Below are 21610 nucleotides of genomic sequence, written 5' to 3'. Positions count from 1 at the left end.
ACAGCACGGCCGGCGGAAGGCGGACGCCGAAGACCGGCGCCACGCACTGACGCTGTGTCTGCCGCGGGGGCCCGGACGGTCGTCGCCGAGGCGGCGGGGGCGGAAGGTGGGACGCCATTGACTGCGCGATGCCGGGTGATCCGCGGCCAGGAACGGGTCAGCCAGGCAGGGTGACCGTCAAACCGAGCATGCCGGGCCCCACATGGACCCCGATGACGGCCCCGACCTCGACCACGCGCAGGTCCACGAGCCCCGGCAGCCGTTTAGGCAGCCGTTCGGCCAGCGACTCGGCGCGCTCCCGCGCCCCCAGGTGCTGCACGGCGACCTCGACCGGTTCCGGCCCGGCGGCCTGCACCGCCAGGTCCTCCAGACGCGCGATGGCCCTGGCGGAGGTGCGTACCTTCTCCAGTAACGACACCCGCCCGTCCACGACGTGCAGCAGCGGCTTGATGGCGAGGGCGGAGCCCACCAGCGAGACGGCCGCGCCGATCCGGCCGCCGCGCCGCAGCTGGTCGAGCGAGTCGGCGTAGAAGAACGACCGTGTCCGCGACACGCAACGCAGGGCGGCGCCCGCCACCTCCTCCAGAGTGCCGCCGAGGGAGGCGGCCCGGGCGGCTGCCAGCACAGGGTAGCCGAGCCCCATGGCGATGGCCCGGCTGTCGATCACCTCGACCGGCACGGGCGCCTCCTGGGCGGCCAGCCGGGCCGCCTCCACGGTCCCCGAGAGGTCGCCGGAAAGGTGGATCGAGACCACAGCGGCCGCACCACCGGCGGCGAGGGCGGAGTAGCAGGAGGCGAAACGCGAAGGCGCGGGGCGTGAGGTGGTCGCGCCGGTCAGGTCGCCGGTGAAGGAACCCTCGTCGTAGGAGACGCCGGCCGAGATCACTTGTACGGGCACAACCGAGATATCGGGGACAGGCGGCAAGTAAGCGGTGGAATCAGTGACTACGGCGACTGATTGCGGCATACACCGAGATTAACTACTGGACCGGAGTCCCACCCCGCCAGACGCGGCGCGGCTTGAGGCCGAAGGACCAGGCGAAGGCGCCCTCGTGGTCGGCGTCCCACTGGACGATGTCGGCCAGCCTGCCAGGAGCGAGGACACCGCGGTCGGGCGCGCCGAGGACGGTGGCGCCACCCAGCGTGGCGGCCCGCAGCGCGTCGTTGACGCTCATCCCGAACGCCGACACGGCCATCGCGATGACCAGCGACATCGAGGTGATGCCGCAGTAGCCGGGGTTGTGGTCGCTGCCGAGAGCGATCTGGACGCCGTGCTTGATCATCTGCCGGACCGGCGGAACCTTGCCGCGCTGGAGCGCCGTCGCGGGGCAGACGACCGCGGGGACGCCGTAGCGGGACATGATCGCGATGTCCTCGTCGGACATGTGGTGCAGCCCGTCGGCGGAGGCGCAGCCGAGCTCGGCGGCCAGTTGCACGGCGCCGCGGCGGCTGAAGAGACCGGCGTGGATGCGCGGCAGCAGGCCGACGTTGCGGCCCGAGGCGAGCACCCAGCGGGACTCCTCGGTGGTGAAGTGGCCCTCGTCGCAGTAGACGTCGACGCTGTCGGCGCCGGCCGCCGCGGCGTCGGCGCACCAGGCGCCCACGGCCTCGACGTATTCGCGCTGGCGGCCGAAGTATTCGGGAGGCACCACGTGCGCCGCGAGGAAGGTGACGTGCACCCGCGGCATCATCGGCTCCTTCTCCAGCTCGCGCAGGAGCCGCACGTCGGCCAGCTCGCCGTCACGGGTCAGGTGGTAGCCGGTCTTGGCCTCGACGGTCGTGGTGCCGTTGAGCAACCAGCCGCGCAGGCGCTCACGCACGCCGTTGCACAGGGTCCACGGGTCGGTGCCGCGCGTCACGGTGACGGTGGAGCCCACGCCGCCACCGGCGGCGGTGATCGCCGAGGAGGTGGAGCCGCCGGTGCGGATGGCCAGCTCGGCGTAGCGGTTGCCGGCGTAGACGGGATGCGTGTGGGCGTCGATGAGACCGGGCGTGACCAGGGCGCCGCCCAGGTTTTCGACGTGGTCGACGTCGACGATGTCGTCGACGACTCCGGGCACGCTCTGCGGCAGGTCGGGCGCTCGCCCGACCCACGCGATGCGGTCGTTGTGCACGAGGATGGCCGCGTTGCTGAGGACCTCGTTGCCGGTCCAGAGGCGGCCGATGTTGGTCAGGAGCCGAACAGTCACCGCACCACCGCCCCGCACGAGCGCAACAGCCAGCGCACGGCTCGCGCCGCGCCCGCTGAGTCGGCTCCGGGTACGGACGACATGGGGGGTCTCCTGCTCTCATCCGCGTAAGGCTGTGCGGTGACCGTATCGCCGGACTCATGATCCGGCGATTTCAGTTCAGTTACGTTATTTCACAGGCTGGCTCGCTGTACAGGGTTATTCGGAAGATAGCCCAATCATCCCAGGCACCACCATGCCCCGGCTTCCCCCTCTGGCCCCCGCAGGCGACATGATTCACACCAGCCATCATCCGAAACCCGCGTCATTAGCGTTGAAAGGCTTGGCTTATCCTAGCAATCCCGCGATGCGAGGACCACTGTCGCTTTTGGGCAGCTCTGCGCTATTTATCGGCGAGAGCCGCCCCAGCCCGTACCTCTGAGAGCCCTACGAGACGCGTTCCACCGGCTTGCCCACGCGCACCAGCTCCTGGAACAGGCTGGGCAGCACCCGGGCGTGCAGGACGGTGCCGTCGCCGACGTGATCGATGGAAAGCACCTCGCCCTCCTTGTGAGCCCGCGAGATGAGGTCGCCCCGGTCGTAGGGGACGAGCAGCAGCACCTCGTGGTCGAGCCTGGGCAGCTCGCGCTCGATGAGATCCATCAGCTCGGGGATGCCGGCGCCGGTGCGCGCGGAGACCACGATGCTGTCGCGCTCGCGCCTCGCGATGCGGTCGAGCACGTCCTGGTCGGCCGCGTCGGCCTTGTTGATCACCACGATCTCGGGCACGTCGGAGGCGCCCTCGATGTCGGCGAAGACCTCGCGTACGGCGGCCAGCTGACCTTCGGGGTCGGGGTGCGAGCCGTCGACCACGTGCAGGATCAGGTCGGCGTCGGCGACCTCCTCCAGCGTGGACCGGAACGCCTCGACCAGCTGGTGGGGCAGGTGCCGGACGAAACCGACGGTGTCGGCGATCGTGAACACCCTGCCTTCGGGCGTGCGCGCCTTGCGGACCGTCGGGTCGAGGGTCGCGAACAAGGAGTCCTCCACCAGCACGCCGGCGCCGGTGATGCGGTTGAGCAGCGAGGACTTGCCCGCGTTGGTGTAGCCGGCGATGGCGACCGCCGGGACCTCGCGCTGGCTGCGCCGCTGGCGCATGGTCTCGCGAGAGGTCGACATGCCGCCGATCTGGCGGCGCAGTTTGGCCATCCGCTCGCGGATGCGGCGCCGGTCGAGCTCGATCTTCGTCTCACCGGGACCACGTCCGCCGATGCCGACGCCGCCCGCGGCGCGACCGCCGACCTGCCGGGACAGGTTGCCACCCCAGCCGCGCAGACGCGGAAGGAGATACTGCAACTGGGCCAGCTCGACCTGGGCCTTGCCCTCGCGGCTCTTGGCGTGCTGGGCGAAGATGTCGAGGATCAGCGCGGTGCGGTCGATCACCTTGACCTTGACCGTCTCCTCCAGCTGGCGGAGCTGGCCGGGGGTCAGCTCACCGTCGCAGATCACGGTGTCGGCGCCGGTCGAGTCGACCACGTCGCGCAGCTCCAGCGCCTTGCCGGAGCCGATGTAGGTGGCCGGGTCGGGCTTCTGGCGGCGCTGGACGAGGCCTTCGAGCACCTCGGATCCGGCGGTCTCGGCCAGGAGTTTCAGCTCAAGGAGAGAGTTTTCGGCGTCGACGGCGGTGCCCGAGGTCCAGACGCCGACCAGCACGACCCGCTCAAGGCGCAGCTGCCGGTATTCGACCTCGGAGACATCTTGCAGCTCGGTGGAGAGGCCGGCCACGCGGCGCAGCGCCTGGCGCTCCTCTAGGTCCATGTCGCCGGTCTCGAACTCGTCGAGCTCGGAGTATTCGTGCATTCGTGTCATCTCTATGAGGGAACGTCTGGACACCGCAGTGTCTTCCCCGATCGTGGCACGACATCCCCGCGTAAGCACCTAGTTATCCGGGCAGCAGGCTGATGTCGCCCGAACCGGCCTTGAGGGAGATCTTGCGCGGGGACGCGTCGTCATCCTTGACCGACACCGCGACGTCACCCGATCCCGCCTCGGTGGACACCGCGTAGGAGCCGTTGGGGACGTGCAGCGCGACGTCCCCCGAACCGGTCTTTATCTGGACGCTGTCGGGCGGGGACACGTACTTCAGGTCGAGGTTGCCCGAGCCGCTCTCGGCGACGAGCGTCTTGCCTGCCAGGCCGGTGCCGGCCACCTCGCCCGAGCCGGAGGAACTTTCCAGCGGGCCGGTCAGCGACCTGAGCGTGATGTCGCCGGAACCGGTGTCGACCACGACGCGCAGCCCCTTGGGAATCTCGATCTTGTAGTTGACGGTGCATCTGCCCCAGTTGGCCCCGCCGTTGCACGCGTAGGTCATGAAGAGGGTGTCGCCGTCGACCCGGTGCTCGGGCTCGGGCTTGGCGTCGCTCCACTGGAGGGTCTCGGTGACCTGGACGGCGGTGCCGTCGTGCTCGGTGATCACGGCATCGCCGGAGGCCGTCTTGAGATCCAGCTTGGCCACCTTGTCGGTGACCTGGTAGTTGACGACGTCCTGGTTGGCGGGGCCGGTCAGGCCCTGGAGCCCGCAGCCCGTCAGCAACGCCGCCGAGGCGAGCAGTCCGCCCGCGATCACGATTGTCTTCATGCCTCGGATCCTCTCCTCAGCGGGGTTCGCGCGCATCCGGGATGCCCCCGACATCCCCCTCGGGAGACCCCCCGGACTTTGACCGGGTGACGCCGGGTAAAGTAGCTTTCACTTCCATAATCCAGAACTTGTTTTCCACATAGCGGAAAGAGAAGACATGGAGATCACCGGCCCAATTCTCGAACGGTTCGACGAGATCCTCACGCCTCAGGCGCTCGAGTTCGTGGGCACTCTGCAGCGGGAGTTCGGCGCCACGCGGCTGGAGCTGCTGGAGGCCCGGCGGGCGCGGCAGGCCGAGCTGTCGGCGGGCGGCACGCTCGACTTCCTGCCTGAGACCAAGGAGATCAGGGAGGGCGAATGGAGCGTGGCCGCGCCCGCTCCCGGCCTTGAGGACCGCCGCGTCGAGATCACCGGCCCGGTGGACCGCAAGATGACGATCAACGCCCTCAACTCGGGCGCCAAGGTCTGGCTCGCCGACTTCGAGGACGCCAACTCCCCGCTCTGGGCCAACTGCGTGAGCGGCCACCTCAACCTGCGCGACGCCCTCGACCGGACGATCGACTTCGAGTCGGGCGGCAAGTCCTACGCGCTCAGGCCGGACGACGAGCTGGCCACCATCGTGGTCCGGCCGCGAGGCTGGCATCTCGACGAGAAGCACGCCCAGGTCGACGCGCGGCCCGTCTCGGCCTCGCTGTTCGACTTCGGCCTCTACTTCTTCCACTGCGCGCAGCGGCAGCTCGCCAAGGGCAAGGGCCCCTACTTCTACCTGCCCAAGATCGAGTCGCACCAGGAGGCGCGGCTCTGGAACGACGTGTTCGTCCGCGCCCAGGAGCTCCTCGGCATCCCGAAGGGGACGATCAGGGCGACCGTCCTCATCGAGACGTACCCGGCCGCGTTCGAGATGGAAGAGATCCTGTACGAGCTGCGCGAGCACTCGGCGGGGCTCAACGCGGGCCGCTGGGACTACCTGTTCAGCGTGATCAAGAAGTTCCGCACCCGGGGCCGTGAGTTCCTGCTGCCCGAGCGCAACGCCGTCACGATGACCGCGCCCTTCATGCGGGCCTACACCGAGCTCCTGGTGCGCTCGTGCCACAAGCGCGGCGCCCACGCGATCGGCGGCATGGCGGCGTTCATCCCGTCGCGGCGCGATCCCGAGGTCAACGCGGTGGCGCTGGAGAAGGTCCGGGCGGACAAGACCCGCGAGTCGGGCGACGGCTTCGACGGCTCGTGGGTGGCGCACCCCGACCTGGTGCCGATCTGCCGCGAGGTGTTCGACGGCGTGCTCGGCGACAGGCCCAACCAGCTCGGCAGGAAGCGCGAGGAGGTCAGCGTCTCGGCGGCCGATCTCCTGGCCGTGTCGGAGACGCCCGGCGACATCACCGAGGCGGGCCTGCGCAACAACGTGGACGTGGCGCTGCGCTACCTGGCCGCCTGGATGGGCGGGCTGGGCGCGGTGGCGATCCACAACCTGATGGAGGACGCGGCCACGGCCGAGATCTCCCGCTCGCAGATCTGGCAGTGGATCCACAACGACATCACGCTCGCCGACACCGGCGCGACCGTGACGAAGGAGCTGGTCGAGCAGATCATCGCGGAGGAGCTGGCCAAGATCGCCACCGAGCCCGGTTACGACGAGGAGCTCTACGCCCAGGCGACCGCGCTGTTCAAGGAGGTCGCGCTCGACGACGACTTCGCCGAGTTCCTGACCCTGCCCGCGTACGCTCGAATGCCATAGAAACCCGCGTGTAAGTAAATTTTCGCTTATGTCCGGTGGATCAGCACCGGACATAAGCGGACGGGTATAACCAGAGATGAACTGAGACCGGAACCGGGCGACCTGGAGACTCATGCGTGCTGGAAACGCCCCGACGGCGACCGCCGCGCTCGACCCGCTGACGGCGGCGCTGTGTTCGTCGCTGCCCGCCGACTCGGTGATCACCGATCCGGTACGGCTGCGCACCTACGAGTGCGACGGCCTCACCTACCACCGGGCCACGCCGGGCGTCGTCGTGCTGCCGGAGACCGCCGAGCAGGTGGCTCGGGTGGTGCGGCTGTGCAACGAGTTCGGGGTGCCGTTCGTGGCCCGGGGCTCCGGCACGGGGCTGTCCGGCGGCGCGCTGCCCCGCGAGGACGGCGTGCTCATCGTCACCTCCAAGATGCGCCGCGTCCTGGAGATCGACCTGCCCAACCACCGGGCCGTGGTCGAGCCGGGCGTCACCAACCTGGCCATCACCGAGGCGGTGCGCGACCAGGGCTACTACTACGCCCCCGACCCGTCCAGCCAGCAGATCTGCTCGATCGGCGGCAACGTGGCGGAGAACTCCGGCGGCGCCCACTGCCTGAAATACGGCTTCACCGTCAACCATGTCGAGGCCTGCGAGATCGTCACCCCCGACGGCGACCTGGTCACGCTCGACCGGATGGACCCGGGCTACGACCTGCTGGGAGCCTTCGTCGGGTCGGAGGGCACGCTGGGCATCGCCACCCGGATCACGGTACGGCTCAGCCGCGCCCCCGAGAGCGTGACCACGGTGCTGGCGGCGTTCGAGAGCATCGAGCAGGGCGGCACGGCGGTGTCGGCGATCATCGCGGCGGGCATCGTGCCGGCCGCGATCGAGATGATGGACGCGCTGTCCATCGAGGCGGCCGAGGCCGCGGTGGCCTGCTCCTATCCCGAAGGCGCCGGCGCGGTGCTGATCGTGGAGCTCGACGGCCCCGACGCCGAGGTGGCCCGGCAGTTCGACCGGCTGAAGGAGATCTGCTCGGGCGCGTTCGAGCTGAGGGTGGCAGCCGATCCGGCCGAGCGGGCCGCGATCTGGAAGGGCCGCAAGTCGGCGTTCGCCGCCGTGGGACGGATCAGCCCGGCCTACATCGTGCAGGACGGCGTGGTGCCGCGCACCGCGCTGCCGGAGGTGCTGGCCGCCATCGACCGGCTGTCGGCCGAACACCGCATCAGGGTGGCGAACGTGTTCCACGCCGGCGACGGCAACCTGCACCCGCTGGTGCTGTTCGACGACGGCGAGCCCGGGGCGGGTGAGCGGGCCGAGGTCGTCTCCGGAGCCATTCTCGACCTGTGCGTCGAGCACGGCGGGTCGATCACCGGCGAGCACGGCGTGGGCGTCGACAAGGCCCGTTACATGCCGAGGATGTTCTCCGAGGCCGATCTCGACACCATGCAGCTGGTCCGGTGCGCCTTCGACCCGCGCGGCCTGTCCAATCCCGGCAAGGTGTTCCCCACGCCGCGCCTGTGCGGCGAGGTACCGGGCGTGCGCAAGGGCGTGCACCCGCTGGTCGAGTCCGGCGAAGCGGAGCAGTTCTGATGTCCCGCCTGCGATCGCGCGAGTTGCTGGACAAGACCGGGGTCACGATCAGGGACGCCGACGAGGGCGACGCCGTCGCCGGGATCGTGCCGCGCTGGGTGGCGCTGCCCGAGACGGTCGAAGAGGTCTCGGCGGTGCTGCGCGTCTGCGCCGAGCAGGACCTCGCGCTGGCGCCCGTCGGCGGCGGCACCAAGCTGCACTGGGGCCGCCCGCCCGAGCGCTGCGACGTGCTGCTCGACCTGTGCTGCCTGAACGAGATCCTCGAACACGCCTCCGGTGACCTGGTGGTGCGCGCCCAGGCCGGGGTGACGATGGACGCGCTGACCGCCGCGCTCGCCGCCGAGGGCCAGGAGCTGGCGCTCGACGCCACACCGGGCGCGACGGTGGGCGGCACCCTCGCCACCGCGACGGCCGGGCCGCGTTCCTTCCGCTACGGCACGGCGCGCGACCTGTTGATCGGCATCACGGTCGTGCTGGCCGACGGGACCATCGCCCGCTCTGGCGGCAAGGTGGTCAAGAACGTCGCGGGCTACGACCTGGGCAAGCTCTTCACCGGCTCCTACGGCACGCTGGGCGTGATCGCCGAGGCCACGTTCCGCCTGCATCCGCTGCCGGCCGACCGGCGCTGGCTGGTGACGAGGGTGGCTCCCGAGCAGGTCCGGGAGCTGGCCGCGGCGCTGGCGGCCTCGCAGGCCGAGCCGAGCGCCGTGGAGATCGACCGGCCCGATCCCGACGGCCCGGTCACGGTGGCGGCGCTGGTCGAGGGGTCGGCGGCCGAGCTCCGGGCACTCGCGCTGCGCGAGGTCGCGGGCGGCGAGGTCACGAAGGGGCCGCCGCCGTGGTGGGGCCTGCTTCCCGGTGACGAGCCGCCGAACGTGCTGGTCGAGGCGCGGTTCCCGCCGAGCGCTCTCAACGAGGTGCTCGACGCCGCCCGCGACGCCGGGTTCCGGCTGCGCGGCTCGCCGGTGTCCGGCCGGCTCCACCTGGCGCCTCTGGGCGAGGTCACCGAGGAGGCGCTGGCGTCCACAGTGGCCGGGCTGCGGGAACGGGTGCCCGTGGTGACCGTGCCGGCCTCGCCGTACGAGGGCGTGGAGCGGTGGGGGCACGTCGGCGCGCTGCCGCTGATGCGGCGGGTCAAGGAACGGTTCGACCCGGGGCGCAGGATGTCTCCCGGCCGCTTCGTGGGAGGGATCTGAGATGGATCCGGAGCTGATCGACGACTGCGTGCACTGCGGTTTCTGCCTGCCGACCTGCCCCACGTACGTGCTGTGGGGCGAGGAGATGGACTCGCCGCGCGGCCGGATCCACCTGATGAAACAGCACGTCGAGGGCACCCCGGTGACCCCCGAGATGGCCGGGCACTTCGACGCCTGCCTGGGCTGCATGGCCTGCGTCACCGCCTGCCCGTCGGGCGTGAAGTACGACCGGCTGATCGAGCAGACCAGGGCCGAGGTGGAGCGGGCGCACGAGCGCGAGCCCCGGGAGCGGGCGGTGCGCGAGCTGGTCTTCAGTCTGTTCCCCTACCCGCGCAGGCTACGGCTGCTGCGGCCCGGCATGTGGCTGGCCGAACGGCTGGCGCCGTTCCTGGAGCGGGCGCATCCGAGCCTGGGCGCGATGGCCGGGCTGGCGCCCCGGGTCGAGCGGCGGCAGCGGATGCCGCGCCTGGTCAGGGCCAGGGGCGAGCGCCGGGCCGTGGTCGGCATGCTGACCGGATGCGTGCAGGGTGAGTTCTTCCCGCAGGTCAACGCGGCCACCGCGCGGGTCCTCGCGCTGGAGGGCTGCGACGTGCTGATCCCCGCCGGGCAGGGCTGCTGCGGGGCGCTCAGCGTGCACGCCGGCCGGGCCGATCAGGCCAGGCGGCTGGCCCGCCGGACGGTGCGGACGTTCCGGAAGGCCGGCGTCGACACGGTCGTGGTCAACGCGGCCGGGTGCGGGTCGTCGATGAAGGAGTACACCGAGCTGCTCGGCGCCGAGCCGGGTTTCCGGGTGATGGACCTGTCGGAGTTCCTCGCCGAGCTGGGCCCGGTGGCCGAGCGGCATCCGCTGCCGCTCACCGTGGCCTACCACGACGCCTGCCACCTGGCCCACGCGCAGGGCATCCGGGCCCAGCCGCGCGAGCTGCTGCGCGGCATCCCGGGGCTGGAGCTGCGCGAGGTGCCCGAGTCGGCCATCTGCTGCGGCTCGGCGGGCACGTACAACATCTTCCAGCCCGAGGCGGCGCGCGACCTGGGCGACCGCAAGGCCAAGGCGGTCGGTTCGACGGGCGCCGAGCTGCTGGTGTCGGCCAACCCGGGCTGCACGATGCAGATCGCCGCCGCCATGCGGCGCGGCGGCGCCACGATCAGGGTGGCGCACACGGCCGAGGTGCTGGACGCCTCGCTGCGCGGGGTCTCCCTGTGAGCCCGGTGACCGCGTGAGCGTGCAGTCGGTCGAGCGGGCGCTCGACGTGCTGGAGGCGCTGGCCGAACACGGCGGCGAGGCGGGGCTGTCGGAGATCGCCGCCAGGACCGGCCTGCCGTACGGGACGATCCACCGGCTGTTGCAGACCCTGCTCACCCGAGGCTACGTGCGCCAGGACGCCGACCGCCGCTACGCGCTGGGCGGCGGCCTGGTGCGGCTGGGCGGCATCGCCGAGGGCATGGTCGGCGAGTGGGCGCAGCCGTACCTGACCAGGATGGTGGAGCTGTCGGGCGAGACGGCGAACCTGGCGGTGCTGGAGGGCGACTTCATCGTGTACGTGGCGCAGGCCCAGTCGCCGCGCAGGCTGCGGATGTTCGCCGAGGTGGGCCGTAGGGTGCTGCCGCACAGCACGGCCGTGGGCAAGGTGCTGCTCGCCGGCCGGAGCGCCGAGGAGGCCGTCACGCTGCTGGGGCGCACCGGGATGCCGCGCCGCACCCCCAACACGATCACCGAGGTGCCCGCCATGCTGGCCGAGCTGGACCTGGTCCGGGACCGTGGCTACGCGATGGACCTGGGCGAGGAGGAGTTGGGCGTGCACTGCCTGGCGGTGCCGGTGCGCGGCGGTGACCGGGTGGTGGCCGCGATGTCGGTGTCGGGACCGGCCGAGCGCATCGACGCGCTGGACCGCGACGAGCTGGCCGAGCGCCTGCGGGGCATCGCGCGCGACTTCGGCGCCGAGCTCAGCCCGGCGCCCGCCGCGGATTAGTGTGGTGCGCCATGACCTCCGTTCAGTCAGTCGACCGGGCGATCACGATCCTGGAGATCCTGGCCCGGGAGGGTTCGACGCGGGTGACCGATCTCGCGGTCGAGCTCGACGTGCACAAGTCCACGGCGTCCCGGCTGCTCGCCGCGCTGGAGCAGGGCGGGCTGGTGGAGCAGAACGGCTCACGCGGGCGCTACCGGCTCGGGTTCGGCGTGGTGCGCCTGGCGGGCGCGGCCACGGCCCAGCTCGACCTGTCGCGGGCGAGCAGGCCGGTGTGCCTGCGGCTGGCCGAGGCGGTCGGTGAGACGGTCAACATCGCGGTGCCGCAGGACGGTGACACGGTCAACATCACCCAGGTGCGCGGCCCCTCGGCGATCAGCGGTCACAACTGGGTCGGGCAGCGCACCCCCTCCCACGCGACGTCGAGCGGCAAGGTGCTGCTGGCGTTCGGGACGCTGCCGCTGCCGCCCCGGCTTGAGCGCTACACCCCCGCGACCGTCATCGACGCCGACCGGCTGGAGCTCGACCTGATCAGGCGGCGCGGCTGGGCGTGCACGATCGAGGAGCTGGAGGTCGGGCTGAACGCGGTCGCCGCGCCGATCGTGGGCGGTGACGGCTCGGTGGTGGCCGCCGTGAGCGCCTCGGGGCCGTCCTACCGGCTCACGCCGGAGCGGCTGCCGGAGGTGGGCGAGCTGCTGGCCGAGGGCGCGCGGGAGATCGGACGGCAGCTCGGCCACTACCGTTAGGGGCATGTGCAGAAGCATCAAGACCCTGCGCCCGCCCTACACCGAGGACGTCACCGAAGACGACATCCGGGCGGCCGCCCTGCAGTACGTCCGCAAGATCTCCGGGTTCCGCGCGCCCGCCTCGCACAACGCGGAGGCGTTCGACCGGGCGGTGGAGACGATCACCAAGGCGTCCGAGGAGTTGCTCGAGGCGTTGCATGTTCGCGGAGGCCGTTGACAGAGCCGACCGCCGGGATAAGTCTCCCCGATGTACCCCCACATCGATTTCCAGGGAGCTCCCCATGATCAGCGGGCTGTATCAGGGTCAGGACGGCGACGCGCGCCTGGAGCTCCGGATCGATGTGGACGGCATGCGCCCGACCGGCCGGGTCAGCGGCGACGTGTTCTCCGTGTCAGGCTCGACCACCGCGTACGTCGGCTCGTTCGTGGTCAACGCCGTGGCCGTACGGGCCGAGGGTGACGAGGCGCGGATCGAGGGACGGGGCGTCTTCACCTTCGACGCGCCGGTCAGGGACGTCAGCGTGACGATCAGCCACGGCACCGGCCGGGCCGTGGTCGCCGGGCGGTCCTACCCGGTGTCCTACGACTCGCCGTACTTCCGCAGCGTGCTGCTGGAACAGGACTCGGTGACAGGAACCGAGCCGTTCACCGCCTACAACACCGGGGCGCTGCCCTGCCCGCCGGGCACCGCGGCCCGCGATCTCGGCGTCGTCGAGGCGTTCGCGGAGGCCGGGCTCCGGCTGACCGTGGCCCAGCCGGGGGTGATCCCGGTCGACGGGTCGGGCGCCGACCTGGCGTGGGACGACGCCGAGCTGCACCACGCGATGACGCAGCAGTTCAGCGGGTTCGGCGACGCCGTGGCCTGGCGGGTGTGGCTGCTGGTGGCCAGCAGGCACGTGGGCGGCTACCGGGGCATCATGTTCGACTACAACGACGCCCACCAGCGGCAGGGGTCCGCGGTGTTCTACGACGCCATCAAGGGCGGCTCGCCGCAGGCGCAGCGGGCGCAGCTGCGCACGTACGTGCACGAGCTGGGGCACGCGTTCAACCTGCTGCACTCGTGGCAGAAGAACCTCGCCACGCCGCCCCAGCCGCTCGGCCCCAGCGGCGGCTTCGGCGACCTGTCGTGGATGAACTACGTGCAGAACTACCGGCCCGGCGGCGAGATCGGCTATTGGTCGGCGTTCCCGTTCCAGTTCACCGATCCCGAGCTGGTGCACCTGCGCCACGGGTTCTACCGCGACGTGGCGATGGGCGCCAACGCGTTCGGCACCGGCGCGGCCGAGATCACGCCCTTCGAGCAGCCCGTCGAGGACCGTTCCGGGCTGCGGCTGGAGGTGCGGGCCAAGGAGGCGTTCGGCTTCGGCGAGCCGGTCGTGGTGGAGCTCAAGCTGTCGGGCACGGGCGGCGAGGCGCGCACCACGCACAGCCACCTGCATCCCGACACCGAGTTCACCCAGATCTGCGTCACCCGGCCCGACGGCCGGACTCTGCTCTACCGGCCGATGATGCGGCACTGCGTCGACTCGTCCAACGAGGTGCGGCTCGACGAGGGCAACCCGGCCATGTACCGGAGCGCCTACATCGGGCACGGGCGCGACGGCCACTATTTCCAGCAGCCCGGCGAGTACCACGTCCGCGGGCAGTACATCGCCGCCGACGGCTCGCGCATCGTGTCGCCCTCCTGCCTGGTCAAGGTGCGCTACCCGGTCAGCGGCGACGACCACCGGGTGGCGGAGCTGATGCTGGGCGAGGAGCAGGGCAAGCTGTTCTCGCTGCTCGGCTCCGACTCGTCGTCGCTGCGCGCCGGCAACGAGGCGCTGGACGAGCTGGTCGACAGGTACGGCGGGCATCCCCTGGCCGTCTACGCCCGCATGGTCAAGGGCCTGAACGCCGAGCGGGAGTTCAAGGCGCTCACCGCGGGCAAGCGGCTGCGGATCCGGCCACCGGACCCCAAGCAGGGCATCGAGCAGCTGACCTCGGTGGCCCGCGACGCGAACATCGACAACATCACCCTGAACATGGTGATGCGCCGGCTGGCCAGAGCCGAGGCCAGGCAGGGCGACCTGGGCCGGGCCAACTCGGTGCTGGACGAGATGGTGTCCATGTTCGCGGCCAAGGGCATCAACCCCATCGTGATGGGGCAGATCCGGCGGCAGGCCGAGCTGACGAAGGCGGCGCTCAGCGCTGAAGCATGACCGGCCGGCCGGCCGAGCAGCCGATGGTCACCTCGACGTCCTCCCCTTCGTCGGGCTCGAACTCCACCGTGGCCTCGTGGCGGGGGCCGGGCTCGACGCCGTCGACGGAGTAGCCCTGGGCCGGGCTCCACGACCGCAGCGTCACCTGACCGTCCTGGCACGAGGCGATGACCGTGCCACCGGGCGTACGGATCAGCTCCTCGCGGGGCGCGGGGGGTGAGCCGGCCTCGGGCGGCGTGACCGACGGGGTCGCGGACGGCGCGGTCGATGGCGTGGTGGACGGCCTGGTGGACGGCGTGGTCGGGGGCCTGGTCGGAGGCGTGGTGGACGGCGCACCCGGGCGCGGGGTGACGGAGGAGAGCGCGGCGCGGATCTCGCCCTGGCTCAGCACACGGCCGGACGAGCCGGTGAGGGCACTGCCGAGCAGGCCGAGCACCGCCACGGCCGCGCCGGTGGCGGCCACCGCCGTGACCACCCAGGCCAGCACGAGTCGCTTCACTGCGCCAGTTTCCACCATCTGCTGCTAATGCCTGGTTAAGGCGACGCTAAGAGCGGTCCCCGCATGATGTTTCACCGTCTACGGTTTCCCCATATGGCTGACATCCTGCTCATCGAGGACGACGTGGCGATCCGCAGCGCGCTGAGCCGCGGCCTGCAGGAGCTCGGCCATGCCGTCTCCTCCGCCCCCACGGCGTTCGAGGGGCTGCGGCTGGCCGTCGACGACCGGCCCGACCTGGTCGTGCTCGACCTCGGGCTGCCCGACCTCGACGGCGTGGACCTGCTGCGCATGCTGCGCGCGGTGAGCCGGGTGCCGGTGATCGTCGCGACGGCCCGGGAAGGCGACTCCGAGATGGTGCCGGTGCTCGACGCGGGGGCCGACGACTACGTCGTCAAGCCGTACAGCGCGGCGCAGCTGGACGCGCGGATCAGGGCCGTACTGCGGCGCGCGGGAGCGGAACCTACGACCGAGCCGCTGCTCGTGGGCGGGCTGCGCGTCGACCCGCGGGCCAGGTCGGCCACGCTCGACGGGCAGGAGCTGGATCTGACGCCGCGTGAGTTCGACGTGCTGCACTACCTGGCCGCCCGGCCCGGCGAGGTGGTGAGCAAGCGGCAACTGCTCACGGAGGTGTGGCAGCTCCCCTACGGCGGCGCGGACAAGACGGTCGACGTGCACCTGTCGTGGCTGCGCAGGAAGCTGGGCGAGACCGCAGCGGACCCCCGCTACCTGCACACCGTGCGCGGGGTCGGGGTCAAACTGGCCGAGCCGTCATGAGGCGCTGGCTGGCGCTGCTGGTGGCGGCCACCACCTCGCTGGTGCTGATCGCGCTGCTGGTGCCGATGGCGCTGCTGATCCGGTCCGTGGCGGAGAACGGCGCGATGAACCGCGCCACCGCCGCCGCCGAGTCGGTGAGCGTCGCCGTCGGCACGCCCGATCTGGCGCTGGCTGTCGAGCAGGTGCCGCGGCCGGTGACGGTGTTCCTCCCGGACGGGCGGATCCTGGGCGTCGCCGCTGCCCGGTCCGCCGCGGTACGCCTGGCCGCGACCGGCCGCAGCGTCACCGCGGAGGCGCCCGGCGGCAGGGAGGTGCTGTCGTCCGCCCAGTCCCCCGAGGGCACGGCGGTGATCAGGGTCTTCGTGAGCGACGCCGAGCTGACGCGGGGCGTCCGCGAGGCCTGGGCGGCGCTGCTGGTCCTGGGGCTGGCGCTGGTCCTGCTCGGCATCGTGCTGGCCGACCGGCTGGCGCTGGCCGTGACGAGGCCAATCGACGGGCTGGCCCGCGTCTCGCACCGGCTGGCGGGCGGCGACCTGGCCGCGCGGGCCGAGCCGGGCGGGCCGCCCGAGGTCCGGTCGGTGGCCCTGGCCCTCAATCACCTGGCCAGCCGCATCGACGACCTGCTGGCGGCCGAGCGGGAGTCGGTGGCCGACCTGTCGCACCGGCTGCGCACCCCGCTGACGGCCCTGCGGCTGGACGCTGAGGCGCTGCGCGACCCGGAGGAGGCGGCCAGGCTCGCGGCCCGGGTCGACGCGCTGGAACGGGCCGTGAGCACCGTCATCACCGACGCCCGGCGTCGTTCGGCCGGGCGGGAGAGCTGCGACGCGACGGCGGTGGTGCGGGAGCGGGTGCGTTTCTGGTCGGTGCTGGCCGAGGACCAGGGACGCGAGGTGGAGGTGAGGCTGCCGGACTCGGAGCTGCCCGTGGCCCTGGGCGCGGCCGACCTCGCGGCCTGCGTGGACGCGCTGCTGGGCAACGTCTTCGCGCACACCCCCGAGGGCGTGCCGTTCGCCGTGCGGCTGGCCCCGCGTGACTCGGGCGCCGTGCTGACCGTGAGCGACCGGGGGCCGGGTTTCGATCCCGCCCTGGCCAGGCGGGGTGACAGCACGGGCGGCTCGACCGGTCTCGGGCTCGACATCGCCCGCCGCGCGGCCGAGTCCTCGGGCGGATCGCTGTCCGTGTCGTACGCCGCCAAGGGCGGGGCGGTCGTGGACGTGGTGTTAACCGGTGCTTAGCGCGCTCTTACCGGCGATCACGATGAGGTGGGGCCATGCGGATCACAAACAGAGTCATCGCAGTAGGTACCGGAATCGTCTTCCTCATCGCGGGTGGCAGCACGGCGGTCGCCGTCGCCGCCACGTCCGACGCCGCCCCGCCCGTCGCCCCCAAGGTCACCGCCGAACAGGCCATCGAGATCGCCCATAAGGAGGTGCCCGGCGGGTGGATCGACGACGTGTCCCTCGACCGGGACGACGCCAAGACGGAGGTGTGGGAGGTCGACCTGATCAAGGGTGACGTGGAGCACGAGTTCGACCTCGACGCGGCGAGCGGGAAGGTGCTCAAGCACGAGACGGCGAAGGTGACCGCCTCCGACGACTCGGACGACTCGAACGACTCCGACGACGACTGACCACCGTGAGACGTCGAAGGCCGAGCGGCGGAGACTCCGTCCGGCTCGGCGACCTGGCGTCCCGCCCTCGACGGACCAGCCCGGATCGCGCCGGTTCCCCGGCGCGATCCGGGCTGTGTCAGCAGGCGTCCAGGATGTCCTTCATCGCGGTCTTCTCGGCCGAGGTGACCCAGACGTCGTACTTCGCTTTCACGTCGACCTGACGGGCGATGTACGCGCACCGGTACGCCTTGCGCGGTGGCAGCCAGGTCGCCGCGTCGGAGTCGCTCTTCTGGCCGTTCAGCGGGCCGTCGACCGCGAGCAGATTGAGCGGGTCGTTGGCGAACTCCTTGCGCTTGGTGGTCGTCCACTGCTGGGCGCCCTTCTGCCAGGCGTCCGAGAGCGGGATCAGGTGGTCGATCTGGACCGCCGTGCTGGTGTCCTGACCGCGCTTGAAGGAGATGGTCTTGCCGCTGTACGGATCCTTCAGGGTGCCGGTGAGCACGATGCAGTCATGGGTGCCGGACTTGAAGGTCTCGTCGGTCAGGTCGCGCTTGAGGATGTCGTTGCGGGTGTCGCAGCCGTTGCGGTCGACGTCCGCCCAGGCGGGGCCGAACTTCTCGCGTTCGAACCCGGTGCGCGGGGCACGGCCTTTGACGGCGAGCTTGTCCAGCTTCTTGAGGGCGTCGGTGATGTCGCCCTTGGAGTGGGAGCCCTTCGAGTCGGCCGCGGAGCCGGTGCCGGCATCGATCCCCGCGTCCAGTTCCCCGCATCCGGTGAGCAACGCCGCAGCAGCTAATCCGGCCAATCCAACACGAAACCGCACACTGTCTCCCAGACTTATAGTTTTCGTAAAGTCTAGGTAGAGCTATTACCCCAAAATCACCAGATTTCCCGCTATGGCATCGAGGAGCCATTCGGCCACGTACCCGGTGAACGACGCGCGCACGTAGACGCGGTAGCCGGAGGCCGTCCGCTCCAGGATGACCGGAGCCTGGCCGAGCAGCGTCTGAGCGTGCCCGGTGAACACCGAGGGATGCAGGTCGATCGGGCAGCCGGTGATCAGCACGTCCAGCGCGCCCGGTCCGTCGAGCTCCAGCACGGTCCGCTGGGCGGACACGTCCACCCACCCCGGCCGCCCGTCCTGCCCGCCCACCACCAGCCACCACGCGGGCCCCAGCCGAAGCGCCCGATACGACGTCGCCCCCGTATCGGAACCCTCACCCGGGCCAGCACCGGGCGCCATGCTCTGGCCCGTGCCGGGATCGGTGCCACGCGCCTCCCACATCGGCGTGAACGGCGTCTCGCGCAGCCGCACCCGCTCGCCGCTCGCCGCCGCGAAGCGCTCCGCGAACCCGGCCGCCGGGCTCAGCGCGGGACACACGGCCTCCCCGGAACGGCCCGGCCCCACACCAGGCGAAGCGTCCGGCGGCACATCCGGAAGCGTGGTGGGATCCGGGTCGCCGTCGCGGCGGGTGTTCTCCGGGTCGTGGAAGACGGGCTCCACCACCGTCACGGGAACGGCCGCCTCGCCGGAGACGGCCGTGAGCCGGTCGCCGGTCGTGACGTCGCGGACCATGGCCAGGCCGAACGTCCGGCCGAGCGCCACACTGGTGTAGCCGGAGGTCACGTGGCCGAGCATGACCCGGTCGCCGGGCGCGGCCACCAGCTGCGCGCCCTCCTCTACGTACGCCGCCGGGTCGTCGGCGAGCAGCCCGACGAGCCGCTTGCGACCGTCGCGCGAGGTGTCCGGCCGCGCGTGCGAGCGCCTGCCCACGTAGTCCGGCTTGCGTTTCGACACCAGCCAGGACAGGCCCAGGTCCTGCGGGGTGACGGTCCCGTCGGTCTCCTGGCCGACGATGGCGAACCCCTTCTCGGCCCGCAGCACGTGCATGGTCTCGGTCCCGTACGGCACCGCGCCCAGGCCGAGAACGGCCTCCCAGAGGCTCCGACCGTACCAGGAGGGCACGTTGACCTCGTACGCGAGCTCGCCCGAAAAGCTGATCCTGAACACCCGCCCCTCGACCCCGAGCACCTCGGCGGCCGTGTGCCTCATGAACGCCAGCCCGGCGGCGTCCGGCGCGATCACGGAGAGCACCTCGCGGGCTCCCGGCCCCACGACCGCGACCGTCGCCCAGTGGTCGGTCACCGAGGTGAAGGAGACGTCGAGCGCGGGCCACTCGGTCTGGTGCCACTCCTCCAGCCAGTCGAGCACGGCGGCCGCGTTGCCCGTCGTGGTGGTCATCAGGTAGTGGTCGTCGCCGAGCCGGCTCGTGGTGCCGTCGTCGAAGACCATCCCGTCGGCGCCGCACATCACCCCGTAGCGGCAGGCTCCGACGGCGAGCGTGGAGTACATATTGGTGTAGATCCGGTCGAGGAACTCCCCCGCGTCGCCGCCTCTGATGTCGATCTTGCCGAGCGTGGAGGCGTCCATCGCGGCGACCCCGGTGCGGGCCGCGTGGCACTCCCGCCGCACGGCCTCATGCGGGCCCTCTCCGTCGCGGGGGAAGTACCATGGGCGCTTCCACTGGCCGACGTCCTCGAACACCGCGCCTCTGGCCAGATGCGAGCCGTGCATGGCGGTCGTCCTGACCGGGTCGGACAGCGGCCCCCGGTCGCGCCCGGCCAGGGTCGCGAACGACACCGGCGTGTACGGCGGCCGGTACGTCGTGCCGCCCACCTGCCCCGGCCCGACCCCGAGCAGCGCGGACATCACGCCCGTCACCACGGCCCCGGAGGTCTTGCCCTGGTCGGCTCCGGTGCCCGCCGTGGTGAAGCGCTTGACGTGCTCGGCGGAGCGCATCCCGGTCCCCGTGGCCCTGGCCAGATCGGCCACGGTGACGTCGCGGTGCAGATCCACGAACGCGGGTTCGGTGAGGACGGGCTCGCTGAGGACGGGCTCGCTGAGGACGGGCTCGGTGCCGACCGGCTCGGCGCGGACCGGCTCGCCGCCACCGGCTTGGGTCGCGCCGGGACCGGTCATCCAGAGCGCCGCCGGGGCCCGCAGCGCCCGCTCGTCGGTGTCCGGCACCCGCAGGACGCCAACAGGGCCGAACCCCGCCTGCTCGGCGGCCTGGCCCCCGGCCGCGAAGCCGTCCTCGATCGCCTCGGCCGTGCCGTACCCGCCCCGGCAGGCGCCCGCCGATCGTTCGGCCTGCGCCGACACGTCAGGCACGAACGCCTGGAGCCCCTCGTCGAAGCGGAGCGTGCCCTGCGACTGGCTGAACAGGTGCACAGCGGGGTTCCAGCCGCCCGCCACGGCCAGCAGATCGGCCTCGACCCGCCGCGACCCGATCCACACGCCGTCGAGCAGCCCGCCGGCGTCGGCGGTGGTGCCGGTGACGACCTCGCCGCCGGGGGCGCGCGGGTCCACGATCTCCGCGACCTCCACTCCGGCGGCGGCCAGGTCGTGGGCCGTCTCGTACCCGGAGTCGGCGCAGGCGAAGACGACGGCCCGGCGGCCGGGGCGCACGCCGTACCGGTTGGCGTAGGCGCGGGCGGCGGAGGCGAGCATGACGCCGGGCCGGTCGTTGCCCGGGAACGCGAGCGACCGCTCGTGCGCGCCGGTCGCCAGCACCACCCTGCGCGCCCGGAAGTGCCACAGCCGCTCGCCACCGGGCCGCCGCTCGACGGCCACCAGGTAGTTGTGGTCGTAGTAGCCGATCGCGGTCGTCCGCGTCAGGACCCTGACCTCGGGCAGCGCGGCCAGCCGCGCGCCCGCCAGCGCCGCCCAGTCCAGGCCCCGGGCGCCGTCGAGCCGCACGCGACTGTTCAGCAGGTCGCCGCCGAGCCGCGGCTGGTCGTCCACCAGGATGACCCGGGCGCCTGTCTCGCCCGCCGCCAGCGCCGCGGCCAGCCCGGCGGGCCCGCCGCCGACGACCAGCACGTCGCAGTGCAGGTAGCCCTTGTCGCAGCGCCGGTCGTCGGCCGCGTCGGGGTCCACCCGGCCCTTGCCGCGCAGGCTCCACGCCTCCAGCCCGTCGTACAGCTCGACCGTGGTGGCCGCCACCATCGGATCGGCCCCCACCCGGACCAGCGCGTTGGGCTCCTCGGCCCCGGCGGAGAAGACGCCGCGCGGTCGTCCCAGCTCCACGCTGTGGCCCACCACGCGCACCCCGCAGGCGAGCAGCGCCGAAGCGAGGGTGTCGCCGGGGTGCCCCTGGAGCGCGCGGCCGTCGAAGCGGAACGACAGCGTGACCGAGCGGTCGACCAGACCGCCCGAAGGGAGACGGGTCATGGCGCCTTCCGGATCTCGTGGGTGACGGTGTGCCGCTCGACGGCGAACCAGGTGCGGCAGCCGTGCGCGTGGAACCAGCGCTCGTGGAACCAGCCCTTGGGGTTGTCGCGGCGGAACACGTACCCGGCCCATTCGTCGTCGGTCAGCTCCGCGGGCCGCTCGGGGTAGGCGACCCCGGCCTGGCCGCCGTACCGGAACTCGTTCTCGTCGCGCGGCCCGCAGTGCGGGCAGTCGATCAGCAGCATCGGCGCTCCCCTC

General features: G+C 71.8%; 19 protein-coding genes. 11 read left to right on the top strand and 8 right to left on the bottom strand.

The features are described from left to right. Positions 1-157 precede the first annotated feature (157 nt). The 4 genes from AB0I38_RS06550 to AB0I38_RS06535 all read right to left on the bottom strand — a co-directional run bounded on the left by AB0I38_RS06550 (position 158) and on the right by AB0I38_RS06535 (position 4806). Positions 158-967, bottom strand: a complete 810-nt coding sequence (locus tag AB0I38_RS06550; protein WP_358462948.1) for a DegV family protein — start codon at positions 965-967, stop codon at positions 158-160. A 13-nt stretch (positions 968-980) separates the two neighbouring features. Next, on the bottom strand, positions 981-2189 hold the full coding sequence (gene hutI, locus AB0I38_RS06545; protein ID WP_189123695.1) for an imidazolonepropionase: 1209 nt from the start codon (positions 2187-2189) through the stop codon (positions 981-983). Between the two features lie 426 nt (positions 2190-2615). Next, positions 2616-4028, bottom strand: coding sequence for a GTPase HflX (hflX, locus tag AB0I38_RS06540; protein WP_358463246.1), 1413 nt, complete (start codon positions 4026-4028; stop codon positions 2616-2618). Between the two features lie 82 nt (positions 4029-4110). Next, a complete protein-coding gene (locus tag AB0I38_RS06535; RefSeq protein ID WP_358462945.1) occupies positions 4111-4806 on the bottom strand; it encodes a DUF4097 family beta strand repeat-containing protein in 696 nt (231 codons plus the stop codon). A 139-nt stretch (positions 4807-4945) separates the two neighbouring features. Between AB0I38_RS06535 and aceB the strand changes: the two genes are divergently transcribed. The 8 genes from aceB (at position 4946) to AB0I38_RS06495 (ending at position 14233) form a co-directional block, all read left to right on the top strand. Further along, positions 4946-6541: a malate synthase A gene (aceB, locus tag AB0I38_RS06530; protein ID WP_436838725.1), complete on the top strand. Its 1596-nt coding sequence runs from the start codon at positions 4946-4948 to the stop codon at positions 6539-6541. Between the two features lie 112 nt (positions 6542-6653). Beyond that, positions 6654-8126: an FAD-linked oxidase C-terminal domain-containing protein gene (locus AB0I38_RS06525; protein ID WP_358462939.1), complete on the top strand. Its 1473-nt coding sequence runs from the start codon at positions 6654-6656 to the stop codon at positions 8124-8126. Continuing rightward, positions 8126-9322 carry an FAD-binding oxidoreductase gene (locus AB0I38_RS06520; protein ID WP_358462936.1) on the top strand — a complete coding sequence of 399 codons (1197 nt, stop codon included), beginning with the start codon at positions 8126-8128 and terminating at the stop codon, positions 9320-9322. Before AB0I38_RS06525 ends, AB0I38_RS06520 begins: the two co-directional genes overlap by 1 nt. Before the next feature lies 1 nt (position 9323). Beyond that, positions 9324-10526 carry a (Fe-S)-binding protein gene (locus AB0I38_RS06515; protein WP_358462933.1) on the top strand — a complete coding sequence of 401 codons (1203 nt, stop codon included), beginning with the start codon at positions 9324-9326 and terminating at the stop codon, positions 10524-10526. 13 nt (positions 10527-10539) lie between these two features. Then, on the top strand, positions 10540-11292 hold the full coding sequence (locus tag AB0I38_RS06510; protein ID WP_358462930.1) for an IclR family transcriptional regulator: 753 nt from the start codon (positions 10540-10542) through the stop codon (positions 11290-11292). An 11-nt stretch (positions 11293-11303) separates the two neighbouring features. Then, a complete protein-coding gene (locus AB0I38_RS06505) occupies positions 11304-12035 on the top strand; it encodes an IclR family transcriptional regulator (RefSeq protein ID WP_358462927.1) in 732 nt (243 codons plus the stop codon). A 4-nt stretch (positions 12036-12039) separates the two neighbouring features. After that, positions 12040-12252 (top strand): DUF2277 domain-containing protein, encoded by a 213-nt coding sequence (locus tag AB0I38_RS06500; protein WP_358462924.1) that lies wholly within the window; start codon positions 12040-12042, stop codon positions 12250-12252. A gap of 64 nt (positions 12253-12316) precedes the next feature. After that, the gene (locus AB0I38_RS06495) at positions 12317-14233 is read left to right on the top strand and encodes a hypothetical protein (protein ID WP_358462922.1); all 1917 of its coding nucleotides are present in this window, start codon (positions 12317-12319) and stop codon (positions 14231-14233) included. Here the strand turns inward: AB0I38_RS06495 and AB0I38_RS06490 are convergent. Continuing rightward, complete coding sequence (locus AB0I38_RS06490) at positions 14217-14732, bottom strand: hypothetical protein (RefSeq protein ID WP_358462919.1); 516 nt, start codon at positions 14730-14732, stop codon at positions 14217-14219. The two genes, AB0I38_RS06495 and AB0I38_RS06490, sit on opposite strands and share 17 nt — an antisense overlap. A 93-nt stretch (positions 14733-14825) precedes the next feature. Between AB0I38_RS06490 and AB0I38_RS06485 the strand changes: the two genes are divergently transcribed. The 3 genes from AB0I38_RS06485 to AB0I38_RS06475 are packed head-to-tail and all read left to right on the top strand — an operon-like array spanning position 14826 to position 17136. Further along, positions 14826-15506, top strand: a complete 681-nt coding sequence (locus AB0I38_RS06485) for a response regulator transcription factor (RefSeq protein ID WP_358462916.1) — start codon at positions 14826-14828, stop codon at positions 15504-15506. Then, positions 15503-16741: a sensor histidine kinase gene (locus AB0I38_RS06480; RefSeq protein WP_358462913.1), complete on the top strand. Its 1239-nt coding sequence runs from the start codon at positions 15503-15505 to the stop codon at positions 16739-16741. The genes AB0I38_RS06485 and AB0I38_RS06480 overlap by 4 nt, the downstream gene beginning before the upstream one ends. Positions 16742-16776: 35 nt before the next feature. Next, positions 16777-17136, top strand: a complete 360-nt coding sequence (locus AB0I38_RS06475) for a PepSY domain-containing protein (protein ID WP_358462910.1) — start codon at positions 16777-16779, stop codon at positions 17134-17136. 118 nt (positions 17137-17254) lie between these two features. Here the strand turns inward: AB0I38_RS06475 and AB0I38_RS06470 are convergent, their stop codons facing one another. The 3 genes from AB0I38_RS06470 to AB0I38_RS06460 are packed head-to-tail and all read right to left on the bottom strand — an operon-like array spanning position 17255 to position 21597. Further along, positions 17255-17941, bottom strand: coding sequence for an HNH endonuclease family protein (locus tag AB0I38_RS06470; protein ID WP_358462907.1), 687 nt, complete (start codon positions 17939-17941; stop codon positions 17255-17257). Between the two features lie 45 nt (positions 17942-17986). Beyond that, the gene (locus AB0I38_RS06465) at positions 17987-21352 is read right to left on the bottom strand and encodes a 2Fe-2S iron-sulfur cluster-binding protein (RefSeq protein ID WP_358462904.1); all 3366 of its coding nucleotides are present in this window, start codon (positions 21350-21352) and stop codon (positions 17987-17989) included. Further along, positions 21349-21597, bottom strand: a complete 249-nt coding sequence (locus AB0I38_RS06460; protein WP_358462902.1) for a sarcosine oxidase subunit delta — start codon at positions 21595-21597, stop codon at positions 21349-21351. The genes AB0I38_RS06465 and AB0I38_RS06460 overlap by 4 nt, the downstream gene beginning before the upstream one ends. Between the last annotated feature and the right edge of the window lie 13 nt (positions 21598-21610).

Source organism: Nonomuraea cavernae (assembly GCF_040655715.1).
GTDB lineage: Bacteria > Actinomycetota > Actinomycetes > Streptosporangiales > Streptosporangiaceae > Nonomuraea > Nonomuraea cavernae_A.
The sequence above is the reverse complement of the archived record's forward strand: the minus strand, read 5'-3'. Positions and strand labels throughout refer to the sequence as shown.